This window comes from Staphylococcus condimenti (assembly GCF_001618885.1).
In the GTDB taxonomy this organism is placed as follows: domain Bacteria; phylum Bacillota; class Bacilli; order Staphylococcales; family Staphylococcaceae; genus Staphylococcus; species Staphylococcus condimenti.
The window spans coordinates 674,869-691,346 of record NZ_CP015114.1 but is presented as its reverse complement, the minus strand read 5'-3'; the positions used below and the strand labels follow the sequence as shown (position 1 = coordinate 691,346).

Here is a 16,478-nt window from a genome sequence, read left to right as displayed (position 1 = left end):
ATATGAATGTCGAACAAAATCTCGAAGAAATCAACAGCAATATTAATAAAAGTTTGGAAAGTGCTGAAAACGACACACGACCTAACGTGATTGCCGTTACAAAATATGTTACAATAGAGCGAGCTAAAGAAGCATATGATGCAGGAATTCGCAATTTCGGTGAAAATCGCTTAGAAGGCTTCCAAGCAAAAAAAGAAGCTTTGCCGAATGATGCGATTATGCATTTTATTGGAACTTTACAGTCTAGAAAAGTAAAAGAAGTCATTGATAATATCGACTACTTACATGCACTCGATCGCAAAAGCTTAGCAAAAGAAATTAATAAACGTGCAACACATACAGTTAATTGTTTTGTCCAAGTCAATGTTTCAGGTGAGGAATCTAAACATGGTATTGCATTGAATGAAGTGAATGACTTTATTGAAATGCTGAGTCAATACGAAAATATTCGTATAGTTGGTTTAATGACGATGGCACCTTTTACTGAAGATGAGGCACAAATCAGAAATGTATTTAAACAGTTAAGAGAAAAAAGAGATGAAATTAACAAACTGAATCTAGATTATGCGCCATGTACTGAGCTTTCAATGGGAATGAGCAATGATTATGAAATTGCAACAGAAGAAGGCGCAACTTATGTTAGAATCGGTACGAAACTAGTAGGAAAAGAGGAGTGAGCCACTTGGCTTTAAAAGACCTATTTAGCAACTTTTTTGTTATAGAAGAAGAGGAAGATGAAGTTGCTGACAATCAGCAGCATTCAAAGACAAATAGAGCTCAAGCTGAACCAGAAGCTGAAAGACCGGCACAACAAGATTCTTATTACGAACCTAATCAACAGCAGCAAAGTTCGCAACAATCTAATAATCATCAATATAATGAAAGACAGCGTGCAATTAGAACTGTTCCAAAACGCCAAACGCAAACAAACCGATTGCAATCGTCTTCCAATGAAAGGAAGTATCAACCAATGAATGAATCTACTGCAAGGAATGTGGTTAACATGAATGCTTCTAATTTACACGAAAGTTCTAAAATGTGTTTGTTTGAACCACGTGTATTTTCTGATACTCAAGATATTGCAGATGAATTAAAAAATCGTCGTGCTACTTTAGTTAATTTACAAAGAATTGATAACGTATCAGCTAAACGCATTATCGACTTTTTAAGCGGAACTGTATATGCAATTGGCGGAGATATACAACGTGTAGGTAATGATATTTTCTTGTGCACACCAGACAACGTAGAAGTGGCTGGCAGCATAACTGAAGATATGGAATCTACTGAATATGATTATGAATAGAGGTAAAAATCAATGAGTTTAGTTGAAGGTTTAAGTATTGTCTTTAATATCATAATGATTTTACTTCAAGTGTATTATTATGGCATGATTGTATACTTCTTTATGTCTTGGATTCCGAACGCCCAAAGTTCGAAATTCGGAAGATTTTTACAGAGTATCTATGAACCATTTTTATCACCTTTTCGTAAAATCATACCTCCAATCGGTATGATTGACATCTCAAGCCTTGTGGCGATTTTCGTCCTTATCTTTTTCCAAAAAGGACTTGGCGCGATATTCACTTTGATACTACAACAATTACTTAAATAAACATAAAGAAGGTTGGCCACTTCCTGAGAGGATTGTCGGCTTACCTTTTTCTATTTTAAAGAGGTGAATTAAGATAGATATTTACCAGCATTTTAGGCAAGAAGAACAACCTGTTATTACGATGCTGCTTGACAAAGTCAATCAAGCAGAACGTAATTATGCACCTGTACTCACTAATTTTTTAGATCCGAGAGAACAATATATATTAGAAGTTATTGTCGGAAGCTATCCTGAATTGAACCTTTCGTTTTATGGCGGAAATTCTGACAGCGAGCGCAAACGTGCCATGATTGCACCTGAATATTTTTCTCCGAAAGAGGAAGATTTCGAACTTGTATTGTTAGAATTAGAATACCCTGAAAAATTTGCGACGATAGATCATCGCAATGTTTTAGGTACTCTTATGTCTTTGAGTATTGAAAGAGATCAATTGGGAGACATTGTTGTGGGCGATAAAATTCAGTTTATTTTGACAAAGAATATTGAATCATATATAATGTTAGAATTAAAACGTATAAAAAATGTGCCGGTCAAACTGCATGAAGTTCCAATGCAAGATATGATACAATCAAAAGAGAATTGGACAACACATCAAGCAACGGTAAGTGCATTACGTTTAGACGTTGTACTGAAAGAAATGATTCGTAAATCGCGTTCAATTGCAAAACAGTATATTGAAAAGAAACGTATCAAAGTAAATCATACCATTATTGAACGTCCAGATTTCCAGCTTGAACCAGGAGATTTGCTGTCGATACAAGGACATGGCCGTGCGAGAATGACTGAAATTGGTCCTAAAACAAAGAAAGACAAACTGCGCATAGTATATGAAACTTTATTCAAATAGTGTATGATTAAGGAGGACAATCAAATGTCTTTTACACCAAGCGAAATTAAAAACAAAGAATTTTCCCGTACAAAAAACGGTCTTGAGCCAAGTGAGGTTGCTGATTATTTAAGCCAACTGAGTCAAGAAATTGAACACTTGAAAGATCAAAACAAACAATTAGAAACTGTCGTTCAAGAAAAAGAAAATAATTTAAAATCTTACAAAGAAGTACAACAATCAGTAAGTGATGCTTTAGTACAAGCACAAGCTGCAAGCCAAGAAACTAAAGCTGCTGCAGCAAAAGAAGCTGAAGCAATCATCAATAAAGCAAATGCGGATGCAGATCGCATTGTTAACGACGGTATTGAAAAAGCGAGACGTTTATCTTTCCAAACAGAAGATATGAAACGTCAATCAAAAATTTTCAGATCACGTTTTCGTATGTTAGTTGAAGCACAATTAGACTTATTGAAAAATGATGATTGGGATTACTTGTTAAATTATGATTTAGATGCTCAACAAGTGACTGAAGAAAATGTTCAACACTTGAATCAAAATGATTTAACAGAAGCTGAAAAACAACAAGCGCAACAAGCTAAAGCACAACAAACAGCTGCAGAAAACAAAGAAAGCAATAAAGAAAATAAATAGGTATATTATAATGTTGAACTAAGTACGCAAATGCTTATACAAACACAGAGACAGACGCGTAAGAATTAGCTGAACATATGAACACACAGCGAGTTAGGGATGGTGCGAGCCTAATATATGTTTAATTCTTATATCACTGTCTTTTTATTAATCATAGGATAAAGAATGAAGAGAACTCTAAGTTGAGTTAATCAGGGTGGTACCGCGGTCGTTCGCCCCTGTTAATTGAACTTAGAGTTCTTTTTTATATTTTTAAGGAGTGAAATAAATGAACTACAAAGACACGTTACTTATGCCAAAAACAGATTTCCCAATGCGAGGCGGGTTACCAAAAAAAGAACCTGAAATCCAAAAACAATGGGACGAACAAGATTTATATCACAAAATTTTAGAGAAAAACAAAGGTCATGAATCATATATTTTACATGACGGCCCTCCTTATGCGAATGGTAATTTACACATGGGACATGCACTCAATAAAATCTTAAAAGACTTTATTGTGCGTTATAAATCTATGCAAGGTTATTATTCACCATATGTACCAGGTTGGGATACACATGGTTTGCCGATTGAACAAGCATTAACTAAAAAAGGTGTTAAACGTAAAGAGATGCCGATTTCTGAATTCCGTAAACTCTGCGAAGAATTTGCGTTAGAACAAATCGACATTCAAAAGAAAGACTTTAAACGTTTAGGTGTAAACGGAGATTTCAACGATCCTTATATCACTTTAAAACCAGAATACGAAGCTGCACAAATTCGTTTGTTCGGTGAAATGGCGGATCGCGGCTTGATCTATAAAGGTAAAAAACCAGTTTACTGGTCACCATCAAGTGAATCTTCATTAGCAGAAGCTGAAATCGAATACCATGACAAACGTTCACCATCTATCTATGTTGCATTTGATGTTAAAGATGGTAAAGGTGTTGTTGATGAAGATGCGAAATTCATCATCTGGACTACTACGCCTTGGACATTACCTTCAAACGTAGCCATCACAGTTCACCCTGACTTGAAATATGGCCAATACAATGTCAATGGTGAAAAATATGTGGTAGGCCAAGACTTAGTAGAAGAAGTAGCTGAAGAATTAGATTGGGATAAAGAAGCTATCCAACTTGAAAAAGAATTCACTGGTAAAGAATTAGAATATGTTGAAACACAACATCCATTCATCGACCGAGTATCATTAGTAATCAACGGCTTGCACGTTACAACTGATGCAGGTACTGGTGCCGTTCATACAGCTCCTGGACACGGGGAAGATGACTATATCGTAGGACAAAAATATAACTTGCCAGTAATCAGTCCATTAAATGATAAAGGTGTCTTCACTGAAGAAGGCGGTCAATTTGAAGGTATGTTCTATGACAAAGCGAATAAAGCTGTAACAGACTTACTTAAAGAAAATGGCAGTCTTTTAAAATTAAAATTCATCACACATAGTTACCCACATGACTGGCGTACGAAAAAACCAGTTATTTTCCGTGCAACACCACAATGGTTTGCTTCAATCAGCAAAGTAAGACAAGATATCTTAGATGCGATTGAAGATACAAACTTCAAAGTAGATTGGGGTAAAACACGTATCTATAATATGATTCGTGATCGCGGTGAATGGGTAATTTCACGTCAACGTGTATGGGGTGTTCCTCTTCCAGTATTCTATGCTGAAAATGGCGACATCATCATGGATAAAGAAGTAATCTATCATGTAGCAAACTTATTTGAAAAATATGGTTCAAATGTATGGTTTGATCGTGATGCAAAAGATTTATTACCAGAAGGCTTCACACATCCAAGCAGCCCTAACGGCGAATTTACAAAAGAAGAAGATATCATGGACGTTTGGTTTGATTCTGGTTCATCACATCGCGGTGTATTAGAAACACGTCCAGAGTTATCATTCCCAGCTGACTTGTATTTAGAAGGAAGTGACCAATATCGTGGTTGGTTCAACTCTTCAATTACAACAGCAGTAGCAACTCGCGGTCAATCACCATATAAATTCTTATTATCTCACGGTTTCGTTATGGATGGTGAAGGTAAAAAAATGAGTAAATCATTAGGTAACGTTATCGTTCCAGATCAAATCGTAAAACAAAAAGGTGCAGATATCGCACGTTTATGGGTAAGTAGTGTAGACTATCTTTCTGATGTTCGTATTTCTGATGAAATCTTGAAACAAACTGCAGATGTTTATCGTAAAATCCGTAATACTTTACGTTTCATGTTAGGTAATGTGAACGACTTCAATCCTGAAACAGATGCTGTTCCTGAATCAGAATTGTTAGAAGTAGACCGTTATTTATTGAATCGTTTACGTGAGTTTACTGGAAGTATTATTGATCACTATGATAATTTTGACTACTTGAACATCTATCAAGAAGTTCAAAACTTTATCAATGTTGAGTTAAGTAACTTCTACTTAGACTATGGTAAAGATATCTTGTATATTGAAAAACAAGATTCACATAAACGTCGCAGTATGCAAACAGTGCTTTATCAAATCTTAGTCGATATGACTAAATTATTAGCGCCAATTCTTGCACATACTGCTGAAGAAGTTTGGTCATACATTCCTCATGTAAAAGAAGAAAGTGTTCATTTATCTGATATGCCAGAAGTGGTAAAACCAGATGAAGAATTACTTGAAAAATGGAATACTTTTATGAAATTACGTGATGATGTGAACCGTGCATTAGAAGAAGCACGTAACAATAAAGTAATCGGTAAATCATTAGAAGCTAAAGTAATTATCGGAAGCAATGAAAGTTTCGATGCTGCTGACTTCTTAAAAGACTTTGAGAATTTACATCAACTTTTTATCGTGTCACAAGTTGAAGTAGAAGAAAAAGTTGAAGATGGCAAAGAATATTACTATGGTGACATTAAGGTTGTTCATGCTGATGGTGAAAAATGTGAAAGATGTTGGAACTATAGCACTGAACTTGGCTCTGTCAATGGTTTAGACCACTTATGTCCGCGTTGCCAAGGCGTAGTAGCTGACTTGTAATCTGATTCAAATTAAAGAGTTTTTTAAGAAGAATACCTTGGAGTAACATCCACGGTGTTCTTCTTTTTTTATTTTTAGTATAATTTGTATTTATTTACAGAACATATGAGCGCCTTAGAAGTATTTAACAGCAAAAATAGTTATAATAAATATTACTTGTGTATTAAAGAACGAAAAGGTTATTAATAAATATAAATGAAAGGAGTAACAACCTTGGCAGCGTACAAACGAGATCATTACGCGAACGGTGTAACATTAAATGTCAGAGATAAAGAAGCGTTAAAACCGTTCTATGAAGATATATTAGGATTTACAGTCATGAATGAAACATATACCTCGATTCAGTACGAGGTAGGTGACTCAGGACATCGTATAACATTAAGACAATTAGATCATGGGAGAGAACCATTAGTGTCTGAAGCGGGATTATTCCATATTGGTATTAAATTACCGACACATGCTGATTTGGCAGATTTAATGGCACACTTAACAGAACAAGATATTGTGATAAATGGTGCTGAACATGACGTGAGTACTTCTTTATATTTAAGTGACCCAGAAGGCAACGGTTTTGAATTTTATGCAGACTTGCCAGAAGAAACGTGGGATTATGATAAAGAAAATCGTGTCATTATGGATACAAGACCTTTATATGCTTCTAAATTGATGAATTTAAGAACGCATAAAAATTGGGAAGCTTTACCTTCAGATACAAAAATAGGAAATGTGCATTTAAAAACAATTCGTTTAAAAGAAGTTAAAAATTTCTATTTAAAATATTTTGGTTTAGAAGAATCATCTTATGTAAACTCTTCATCACTTTTTATGGCTTCTGGTGGTTATCATCATCATTTAGCTGTGAATCATTGGATGTCGAGTATGAAAAGAATGGAAAGTTCTGAAACTTATGGTTTATCGTTTATTGATTATCACTACCCAGAAACTGCACATAAATGGATTAAAGGACCTGACGGTATTGAGTTCAGATTTAATTATTTGGGAGCTTAATTATAAAGATGAAAAAACTATTAAAAACAGTTGTTTTGCTGATTGTTCTTGTCGGTACTGCAATATTTCTTTATGAAAATAAAAATGAAGTCTCACGATGGATTGAAGAATTGAAACCTGATCCCATGCGTTTTAATGCGTATGAAGAAGGACAGTGCACGTATTATGCTTTTGATAAAGTTAAAAAAGACGGCAACATGATCAGCAATCGCTGGGGTGATGCTGAAAATTGGGCTAAGGACGCTAAAAAAGATGGCTATGTTGTTAATAATAAACCAGCTGCCCATGCTTTAATGCAGACAACGAAAGGTAAACTAGGACACGTGGCTTATATAGAACGTGTAAATAAAGATGGATCCTTTGATGTATCAGAAATGAATTATATTAAACCTTATAAAGTATCATCACGTCCTATTACAGCGGAAGAAGCAAAGAGTTACAACTATATTCATCCTAAAAAGAATCCCAAAGCTGAGGTTGAAAAAGAGCAAAATTAATTAATAGTGTTGGTTCGAATAACAATTTGTTATAATATAACATGTTGTAAAGAACATACGAAGAAAGTTGAAACAAGATGAATTACTTTTCTTCGGGGAGGAACACATGAAAAAACAATATTTTATAAGTGTCACATTGTTTATCACTATTGCTGTTTTGATTTTAGATCAAGTAACAAAAGCTGTGATTGCAAAGTCTATGGCAATCGGTGATTCTTATACAGTGATACCTAAATTTTTGTATATTACTTCACATCGCAATAATGGTGCAGCCTGGGGCATTTTAAGTGGGAGAATGAGCTTCTTCTTTATTGTAACTGTTGTTGTTTTAGGATTATTAGTCTTTTTCTACATCAAAGAAGCAAAGGGCAATTTCTTAATGCAAGTAGCCATCAGTTTATTATTTGCAGGCGCGCTAGGTAACTTTATAGACCGCATGTTGCATGGTGAAGTGGTTGATTTTATTGATACTAAAATTTTCAGTTATGATTTTCCAATCTTTAATGTCGCAGACTCAAGTTTAACGATTGGTGTTATTCTGGTATTAATTGCCTTATTATTTGACTCCCGCAAATCGAAAGTTCAGTAAAGGAGTATATACATGACAGAGTTTAACTATGAAATTACAGAAGCTGAGCAAGTAGGTCAGCGTATAGATAAACTGTTGCCAGAATTTAATTCGGATTGGTCTCGAAGTCAAATTCAAGATTGGATTAAAGAAGATTTGGTAACAGTGAACGGTAAGAAAGTGAAAGCAAATCACAAAGTGAAATTGAATGATAAGATTGAAGTGACAGAGAAAGAGACAGTTGAAGCGGATATCAAACCTGAAAACTTAAATCTTGATATCTACTATGAAGACTCTGATGTTGCTATTGTGTATAAACCAAAAGGTATGGTAGTGCACCCATCACCTGGTCATTATACTGGTACACTTGTGAATGGATTAATGTATCAAATTAAAGATTTATCAGGTATTAATGGTGAAATTCGCCCAGGTATCGTCCATCGTATTGATAAAGATACATCTGGTCTATTAATGGTTGCAAAAAATGATATTGCACATCGTAATTTAGTGGAACAATTGATGGCTAAAACAGTAACTAGAAAATACACTGCTTTAGTACACGGTAATATTCCACATGATTACGGCACAATTGATGCGCCAATCGGCAGAGATAAAAAAGACCGTCAATCTATGGCTGTAGTAGACGATGGTAAAGATGCGGTTACACACTTCAATGTCTTAGAACATTTCAAAGATTATACTTTAGTAGAATGTGAATTAGAAACAGGACGAACTCACCAAATTCGCGTGCATATGAAGTATATTGGCCATCCATTAGTAGGTGATCCAAAATACGGACCGAAGAAAACAATGGATATCGGCGGTCAAGCCTTACATGCTGGTGTGATTGGTTTTGAACATCCTGTTACTGGTGAATATATTGAACGTAAGACTGATTTACCAGAAGACTTCAAACAAGTTTTAGCAGATATAAGGTTGAGAGAAGCGTAAATAGGGCGAGACAGAGAAAAAACTCTGTCTCTTTTTTTATATACGATAAGTAAAAGAAAAGATGAAAAATTAGATAAAAATTCAGTTTTTAGCAATGATTTATTAGAAATACTTAAAATACTGATGTGCTTTCGTTATTATTAATAATATAATGAATATAAAGTGAAGAAAGAATAGTTAGAAACTAGCCAAACCAGGAGGATTATAATGGCAACAATTGGATTTGAAGAAAAATTATGGAAAACTGCAGACAAATTACGCGGCAGTATGGATGCAGCTGAATATAAAAGTGTTGCATTAGGTTTAATATTTTTAAAGTATGTGTCTGATGCATTTGAAGAAAAATATGAGGAATTACAAAAAGATGAGTATTCAGATGAAGAAGATAAAGATGAATACTTAGCAGAAAATATTTTCTGGGTGCCTCAAGAAGCACGTTGGTCATATATCAATGAAAATGCGAAAAAACCTGAAATTGGTCAAATTATAGATAGAGCGATGATCGCAATAGAGAAAGAAAATGAATCTTTAAAAGGCGTTTTGCCGAAAAATTATGGACGTCAAGATTTAGATAAAGAAAAGCTTGGAGATATTATTGATTTATTTACCTTTAAAGTTGGAGATTCTAACGCTAAAAAACAAGATGTGTTAGGACGAGTTTATGAATACTTTATTGCTAAATTTGCAAGCGCTGAGGGGAAAATGCTGGTGAGTTCTATACGCCATCTTCAATTGTAAAATTATTAGTTGAGATGATTGAACCATATGAAGGTAGAATCTATGACCCTTGTTGTGGATCTGGCGGGATGTTCGTACAAAGTGAAAACTTTATTGCCAATCATCAAGGGAGATTAGACGATATTTCAGTTTATGGTCAAGAATCTAACCCGACGACATGGAAATTAGCAAAAATGAACTTAGCTATTCGTGGAATAGATAATGATTTAGGAGAAAGAAATGCGGATACATTCCATAACGATCTACATAAAGGTTTAAAAGCAGACTTTATACTAGCGAATCCACCTTTCAACGCGAGTGATTGGGGACAAGAACGCTTATTAGATGATTATCGTTGGAAATTTGGTATCCCGCCAAAAGGAAATGCCAACTATGCATGGATAGAACATATGATTTCTAAATTAGCGCCAAGTGGCACAGCAGGGTTTGTTTTAGCCAATGGTTCCATGTCTACAAGTAATAAAGAAGAACTTGCTATACGTAAGAATTTAATAGAAGAAGATTTAGTAGAATGTATCGTAACTTTACCAGGTCAACTTTTCTATTCCACACCAATTCCAGTTTGTCTCTGGTTTATTACTAATAACAAAGGGCAAAATGGTAAAAAAGAACGTCGTGGAGAAATTTTATTTATTGATGCTAGAGATCTTGGTCATATGGTTTCACGTACATTAAAAGAATTTTCTCAAGAAGACATTCAAAAAATTGCTGGTATCTACCATGCCTGGAGAGGTACAAGTGAAGAGGAATATAAAAACGAAGCAGGCTTAAACCAAGTCGCAACTCTTGAAGAAGTACGTAAAAACGAATATATCTTAACGCCAGGACGATATATTGGGCTAGCAGAAATTGAAGAAGACAGTGAACCATTCGAACAAAAAATGGATTGCATTACTTCAGAACTCAGCGAACAATTCGCCAAATCCAAAGAACTTGAAGAACAAATTAGAAAGTCATTGGAGGGAATAGGGTATGGAGTTTAAGGAGTATGAAATAAAAGATTTAGGAAATGTAGTAGGAGGAGGAACTCCATCAACCAAACAAGTAGAATATTATAATGGTGATATAGCATGGATTACTCCTAAAGATTTATCTGATTTTAGTGGAAAGTATATTTCTCATGGAGAAAGATATATAACTGATAAAGGTTTAAAGAAGTCTAGTGCAAGAATGCTACCTAAAGGAACAGTCTTAATGACTTCAAGAGCACCGATTGGATATTTAGCTATTGCAAAAAATGAATTATGTACCAATCAAGGGTTTAAAAGTGTAATTTGTGATGAGAAACTAATTATACCTGAATATTTGTATTATAAGTTGCAATATAAAATGGAATATATAAAAGGCTTAGGCACAGGATCTACTTTTAGTGAAGTATCTGGCAAAACAGTGAAAGGAATATCATTGAAAATACCAAGTATTGAAAATCAAATAAAACAAATTCATGTTTTGAAAAATATAGATGATAAAATAAGTTTAAACAATAAAATCATTGCAAACCTTGAAGAACTTTCTCAAACACTATTTAAACACTGGTTTGTTGATTTTGAATTTCCTGATGAGAATGGTAATCCGTATAAATCTAGTGGTGGGGAAATGAAAAAGAGTGAATTGGGAGAGTTACCTAAAGGGTGGAATTACGAAAAAGCGCAAAATCTTTATAAAATTACAATTGGCAAAACGCCTCCCAGAAAGATTCGAGAACTTTTTAGCTTTAAAGAAGGGGTTGATTGGGTATCAATTTCTGATATGAAAGATGAAGAATCTTTTATAACTAAGACAAAAGAAAAACTTACAAATGAAGCAGTAAAGGACTATAGAGTTAAAGTAATACCTGAAGGAACTGTTTTATTAAGCTTTAAATTAACGGTCGGACGAGTGAAAATTGCTAGTAAAAATTTAGCTACTAATGAGGCAATTGCTCATTTCGTATCTAATGAGATTGGTAAGGCATTCACTTACTTTTATTTACAACAATTCAATTTTGAATCATTAGGAAATACTTCGTCTATTGCGAATGCAGTTAACTCTAAAATAATTAAAAACATGCCGTTTTTACATCCTAATGAAAAGGTTTTAAAAAATTTTGTTGAAATAGTCAATCCATTTATAGATAAAATAGAAGCATTACAAAGAGAAAATATAGAGTTGACTATTCTTCGTGATACTCTTCTCCCTAAGCTTATGTCTGGTGAAATTGAAATACCTGATGAAGTGGAGGTGGATGAAAATGAGTTATAGATTTAGTGAAGATGATTTGGAACAAGTGGCTTTAGAATGGTTTAGTGAATTGGGGTATGAAGTAAAAGATGTTACAGATTCTAACGGTACAAGCATCTCTACTGAGAGAGAGGGCGATAAAGATGTTGTGTTGAATGGAAGATTAGAAGCGGTCATGCATAAGATAAATCCTAATGTTCCTTCTAAGGTAATTCAACAAGCCATTCATGAATTAACAGTTGAGAAGTCACCGAGTTTACTAGAAAATAATCGTAACTTTCATGAACTACTGATTAATGGTATCGAAGTTGAATATTATAATGATAATGGCGAAACTGTTTATTATTTGGTCAATATTTTTGATTTTCAAAACCCTGAAAACAATGATTTTTTAGCTGTGAATCAGTTAACAGTTGTAAATGGTGATTATAATAAGCGTCCAGATATCGTATTATTTATTAATGGTTTACCTGTAGTTGTGATTGAGTTAAAGAATGTTACGAATGAAAATGTAGGTGTTGAAGAAGGTTATCATCAGCTTCAAACATATAAATCTACAATTCCTCAATTGTTTACTTACAATGAAGTGTTAGTGACAAGTGATGGTGTGAATACGAAAGCAGGGTCTTTAACTGCTGATTATGATCGTTTTATGACGTGGCGGACGAGAGATGGTAAAACGGAGGCTTCATCTAATACTGAAAGTCTAAGTGTGCTTATTCACGGTATGTTAAACAAAACGGTACTTTTAGATTTAATTCGTTATTTTGTTTTGTTTCAAGATGATAACGATGATGTTGTTAAAATTTTAGCTGCGTATCATCAATATTACGCAGTAAATAAAGCAGTCGAAAGTGCGATAGATTCATCATCTGAATACGGAGACGGTAAAGCGGGAGTTGTATGGCATACGCAAGGTTCAGGTAAAAGTTTAACTATGGTGTTTTTCACAGGTAAGATGATCCAAAAAATGAACAATCCAACAATAGTAGTTGTTACAGATAGAAATGATTTAGATAATCAATTGTTTGGAACCTTCGCAAAATCCAAAGGTCGTTCTGGTAAAGGATTGTTGAGACAAACTCCTAAACAAGCAGATACTTCAAAACATCTGAAAGAGTTATTATCTGTGGAGTCGGGTGGTATTATTTTCACCACAATGCAGAAATTCGAACCTGAAGAAGGACAATCTTCTATGGAAGCCTTAACTGAAAGAAAAAATGTAATTGTCATCGCAGATGAAGCACATCGAACGCAGTACGGTTTTAAAGCTAAACTTGATGAAACGACAGGCCGAATGAAGTATGGCTATGCGAAATATTTAAGAGATGCTTTACCAAATGCTTCCTTTATTGGTTTTACTGGTACACCTGTAGCTTCTACAGATAAGAATACTCAAATGGTGTTTGGTCATTATATTGACGTGTATGATATGACGCAATCTGTTAAAGACGGCAGTACTGTTAAAATTTTCTATGAAAGTCGTGTCATCCCATTAAATCTTCCAGAAGACTTAAATATTGATGATTCCTATGAAGAAATTACAGAAGGTCAAGAGGAAGATATCAAGAGCAAGTTGAAATCTAAGTGGTCCCGTGTTGAGGCTTTAGCCGGGGCAGATGATCGAGTTAAGACGCTAGCAAACGATATTGTTATGCATTTTGAAGAAAGACAAAAAGCTATCTTCGGTAAAGGCATGATTGTGACGATGAGTCGTCGTATTGCTGTGAAATTATACGATGCAATTATTAAGCTTAAACCAGAATGGCACTCTGATGACGACCATAAAGGTGCCATTAAAATCGTTATGACTGGTTCTTCAAGTGATCCAGAAAAATTTCAAAAACATATTGGACCCAAAAAGCGTAGAAACGAATTAGAAAAACGTATGAAAGATGTAAATGATGAACTTAAATTAGTCATCGTCTGCGATATGTGGCTAACAGGTTTTGATGTTCCTTCATTACACACAATGTATATTGATAAAGCGATGCAAGGTCATAACTTAATGCAAGCAATCGCGCGAGTAAACCGTGTATTTAAGGATAAACCAGGTGGCTTAATTGTTGACTATATTGGTATTGCGGATAGTTTGAAAGAAGCACTTAAAGAATATACAGAATCCGATAAAGACCAAACAGGTATTGATACTAAAAAAGCATTAGAAGTATTATTGACGAAATATGATGTGGTTAAAGATATTATGCATGGTTTTGATTATTCTAACTTTAACTCAAGTAAGAAGTCAGAACGTTACTATGTTATTTCTAACACGATGAACTATGTTCTTGGGTTGAAAAAAGATGATCAAAAGTTGTTTATTGATACGGTTACTGAATTAGGAAAAGCTTACGCATTATGTGCAACAGAAGTAGAAGCTCAAAAATTAAATGATGAAATTGCCTTTTTAAAAGCAGTGAAAGCTGCTGTTGTAAAGTTGATACAGCCACCTAAAAATGATGGAGGTAACAACAAAACACCTGCTGAAATAGAAGCTGAGATTAAACAGCTTATTTCAAAATCTGTAGTGACTGAAGAAGTTGTTGACGTTTATAAAACTTTAGGACTAGAAAATCCTGATATTTCAATTTTATCTGATGATTTCTTAAAAGACGTTGCTGCATTAGAGCAAAAAAATGTTGCGATAGAGTTGTTGAATAGATTGCTTAAAGGTAAAGTAAAAGCGCTGTTGAAAACAAATGCGATATCATCTAAAAAGTTCTCTGAAATGCTAGATAACTCTATTCAACGATATAACAACCGCTCAATTCAAGCTTCTAAAGTTATCGAAGAATTAATACAATTAGCAAAACAAATGCAGGAAGATCAAGCGAAAGGTAAAAACCTTGGATTAAGTACAGAAGAAATTGCATTTTATGATGCATTAGCCTCACATGAGACTGCTAAAAAAGTCATGGAAGATAAAGAGTTAAGAGTAATTGCACATGAACTTGCTAAAACAGTTAGACAAAATATGAGCCTTGATTGGCAGTATAAAAAAAGTGCTAAAGCTAAAATGCGCTCAGCTGTTAAACGATTGTTAAGAATATATGGTTATCCTCCAGATTTAGAAACAACTGCAACAAAACAAGTGGTTGAACAGGCTGAATTAATGGCGAATAGTTTGTAAATGTTATATTATAAATATAATTAGAAAACAGTAATCATTCTATTTTTCGATGCATAGTTTGGATAAGCTTAATTATACTCTTTTAGAATGAAGTAGAACGTTTTAGAATTTTGATCTTTTAGAATTTAAAATTTAATATGAGTTTAAACTTTAAACATACAAGTTCTTTATTTATCTTTTAAAAGATAGGTAAAGAGCTTGTTTTAAGTTAATTCAAGTTGTAGCAATACATAATTTTATTATGTAAACTACACAAACCAATAACCTTTCCCCCAAATTTCTCTTTGACTTTTCCTTAATCTATGATAAACTTATTACAGTTTAATAAAGAAATCGTAAGTCTTTAATTGAGAGTACAGAGATGCTCCGAAGACAGGAAGTTTCAACAAGTGTAGTTAGAATAAATGTATCTACGCCTCTAACTATATTTGGGTCATTATGCCTAAGCAGACGTGTTAACGTAGACGGTGTAATGGATTCTGACAGGAATCGGGTTCCCGTGTCTCTCAATGAGAAGACACGGGATTTTTTTATAGAAAGGTGAGGGCGAGAATGTCAGAACGTATTGTGTTAGATGAAGCAGCAATGAAACGTACGTTAACGCGTATGGCACATGAAATTTTAGAGTACAATCGAGGGACGAAAGACCTTGTATTGCTCGGTGTGAAAACGCGCGGCGAGTTTTTAGCAAAAAGTATTCAAAGCAAAATTCAACAAATTGAAAATACAACTGTTCCAACAGGCACAATTGATATCACACAGTTCAGAGATGATTTAGAATTACCTACGCCAAAGATTTCAGAGAAGTCATTTGTGATTGATGTTGATATCACAGATAAAGTAGTCATCATAATTGATGATGTACTTTACACTGGAAGAACAGTGAGAGCTTCACTTGATGCGATACTCTTGCATTCACGCCCTCAAAAAATCGGATTAGCTGCTTTGGTAGACCGCGGTCATCGCGAACTTCCAATTAGAGCTGATTTCGTTGGGAAAAATATCCCAACTGCACGCGATGAAGCTGTTTCTGTATACGTTAAAGAAACAGACGGCCGCAACGCAGTCATAATTGAATAGCCGTACCCTTTTAAATCAGTACGAGAGACTGACAAAGGGTTTGATAAGAAAGCATTGAAAGAAACTTGCATGGCACGAGAGGTCAACAAGTTTCTGGGTAACATGCATCGTCTATATGCTTGAAACCTTAACTTCAATGAACCACTTTCTTATCTCTCCCCTTAAGTCTCTTTGCCAG

13 protein-coding genes and 1 pseudogene are annotated in these 16,478 nt (G+C 34.4%); all 14 read left to right on the top strand.

The annotated features are described in order from the left end of the window. Positions 1–2: 2 nt before the first annotated feature. The 14 genes and pseudogenes from A4G25_RS03390 to pyrR all read left to right on the top strand — a co-directional run bounded on the left by A4G25_RS03390 (position 3) and on the right by pyrR (position 16,300). Positions 3–677 carry a YggS family pyridoxal phosphate-dependent enzyme gene (locus A4G25_RS03390; protein ID WP_047131319.1) on the top strand — a complete coding sequence of 225 codons (675 nt, stop codon included), beginning with the start codon at positions 3–5 and terminating at the stop codon, positions 675–677. A gap of 5 nt (positions 678–682) precedes the next feature. After that, positions 683–1,303, top strand: a complete 621-nt coding sequence (locus tag A4G25_RS03385) for a cell division protein SepF (protein ID WP_047131318.1) — start codon at positions 683–685, stop codon at positions 1,301–1,303. Between the two features lie 12 nt (positions 1,304–1,315). Further along, positions 1,316–1,612: a YggT family protein gene (locus tag A4G25_RS03380; RefSeq protein WP_047131317.1), complete on the top strand. Its 297-nt coding sequence runs from the start codon at positions 1,316–1,318 to the stop codon at positions 1,610–1,612. Between the two features lie 121 nt (positions 1,613–1,733). Further along, positions 1,734–2,459 carry a YlmH family RNA-binding protein gene (locus tag A4G25_RS03375; protein ID WP_103163134.1) on the top strand — a complete coding sequence of 242 codons (726 nt, stop codon included), beginning with the start codon at positions 1,734–1,736 and terminating at the stop codon, positions 2,457–2,459. 24 nt (positions 2,460–2,483) lie between these two features. After that, the gene (locus A4G25_RS03370) at positions 2,484–3,092 is read left to right on the top strand and encodes a DivIVA domain-containing protein (RefSeq protein WP_047131315.1); all 609 of its coding nucleotides are present in this window, start codon (positions 2,484–2,486) and stop codon (positions 3,090–3,092) included. A gap of 268 nt (positions 3,093–3,360) precedes the next feature. Further along, complete coding sequence (gene ileS, locus A4G25_RS03365) at positions 3,361–6,108, top strand: isoleucine--tRNA ligase (protein WP_047131314.1); 2,748 nt, start codon at positions 3,361–3,363, stop codon at positions 6,106–6,108. A 213-nt stretch (positions 6,109–6,321) separates the two neighbouring features. Continuing rightward, positions 6,322–7,116, top strand: coding sequence for a VOC family protein (locus A4G25_RS03360; RefSeq protein ID WP_232011925.1), 795 nt, complete (start codon positions 6,322–6,324; stop codon positions 7,114–7,116). Between the two features lie 8 nt (positions 7,117–7,124). Continuing rightward, positions 7,125–7,613, top strand: coding sequence for a CHAP domain-containing protein (locus A4G25_RS03355; protein WP_047131312.1), 489 nt, complete (start codon positions 7,125–7,127; stop codon positions 7,611–7,613). 106 nt (positions 7,614–7,719) lie between these two features. After that, complete coding sequence (gene lspA, locus A4G25_RS03350) at positions 7,720–8,202, top strand: signal peptidase II (RefSeq protein ID WP_047131311.1); 483 nt, start codon at positions 7,720–7,722, stop codon at positions 8,200–8,202. 12 nt (positions 8,203–8,214) lie between these two features. Next, the gene (locus tag A4G25_RS03345; RefSeq protein ID WP_047131310.1) at positions 8,215–9,132 is read left to right on the top strand and encodes an RluA family pseudouridine synthase; all 918 of its coding nucleotides are present in this window, start codon (positions 8,215–8,217) and stop codon (positions 9,130–9,132) included. A 207-nt stretch (positions 9,133–9,339) separates the two neighbouring features. Next, a pseudogene (locus A4G25_RS03340) lies at positions 9,340–10,853 on the top strand (class I SAM-dependent DNA methyltransferase). Beyond that, entirely contained in the window at positions 10,843–12,111 is a 1,269-nt protein-coding gene (locus A4G25_RS03335; RefSeq protein WP_052766728.1) for a restriction endonuclease subunit S, read from the top strand. The pseudogene A4G25_RS03340 and the gene A4G25_RS03335 overlap by 11 nt, the downstream one beginning before the upstream one ends. Continuing rightward, positions 12,101–15,220: a type I restriction endonuclease subunit R gene (locus A4G25_RS03330; protein ID WP_047131309.1), complete on the top strand. Its 3,120-nt coding sequence runs from the start codon at positions 12,101–12,103 to the stop codon at positions 15,218–15,220. The genes A4G25_RS03335 and A4G25_RS03330 overlap by 11 nt, the downstream gene beginning before the upstream one ends. 552 nt (positions 15,221–15,772) lie before the next feature. Continuing rightward, positions 15,773–16,300, top strand: coding sequence for a bifunctional pyr operon transcriptional regulator/uracil phosphoribosyltransferase PyrR (gene pyrR, locus A4G25_RS03325; protein WP_047131308.1), 528 nt, complete (start codon positions 15,773–15,775; stop codon positions 16,298–16,300). The last annotated feature ends 178 nt before the right edge of the window (positions 16,301–16,478 follow it).

Bases quoted from the DNA above. Each gene is read 5' to 3' on its own strand.
- A4G25_RS03390 (WP_047131319.1), top strand. From the start codon at position 3: ATGAATGTCGAACAAAATCTCGAAGAAATCAACAGCAATATTAATAAA.
- A4G25_RS03380 (WP_047131317.1), top strand. From the start codon at position 1,316: ATGAGTTTAGTTGAAGGTTTAAGTATTGTCTTTAATATCATAATGATT.
- A4G25_RS03375 (WP_103163134.1), top strand. From the start codon at position 1,734: ATGCTGCTTGACAAAGTCAATCAAGCAGAACGTAATTATGCACCTGTA.
- A4G25_RS03370 (WP_047131315.1), top strand. From the start codon at position 2,484: ATGTCTTTTACACCAAGCGAAATTAAAAACAAAGAATTTTCCCGTACA.
- ileS (WP_047131314.1), top strand. From the start codon at position 3,361: ATGAACTACAAAGACACGTTACTTATGCCAAAAACAGATTTCCCAATG.
- A4G25_RS03355 (WP_047131312.1), top strand. From the start codon at position 7,125: ATGAAAAAACTATTAAAAACAGTTGTTTTGCTGATTGTTCTTGTCGGT.
- lspA (WP_047131311.1), top strand. From the start codon at position 7,720: ATGAAAAAACAATATTTTATAAGTGTCACATTGTTTATCACTATTGCT.
- A4G25_RS03345 (WP_047131310.1), top strand. From the start codon at position 8,215: ATGACAGAGTTTAACTATGAAATTACAGAAGCTGAGCAAGTAGGTCAG.
- A4G25_RS03335 (WP_052766728.1), top strand. From the start codon at position 10,843: ATGGAGTTTAAGGAGTATGAAATAAAAGATTTAGGAAATGTAGTAGGA.
- A4G25_RS03330 (WP_047131309.1), top strand. From the start codon at position 12,101: ATGAGTTATAGATTTAGTGAAGATGATTTGGAACAAGTGGCTTTAGAA.
- pyrR (WP_047131308.1), top strand. From the start codon at position 15,773: ATGTCAGAACGTATTGTGTTAGATGAAGCAGCAATGAAACGTACGTTA.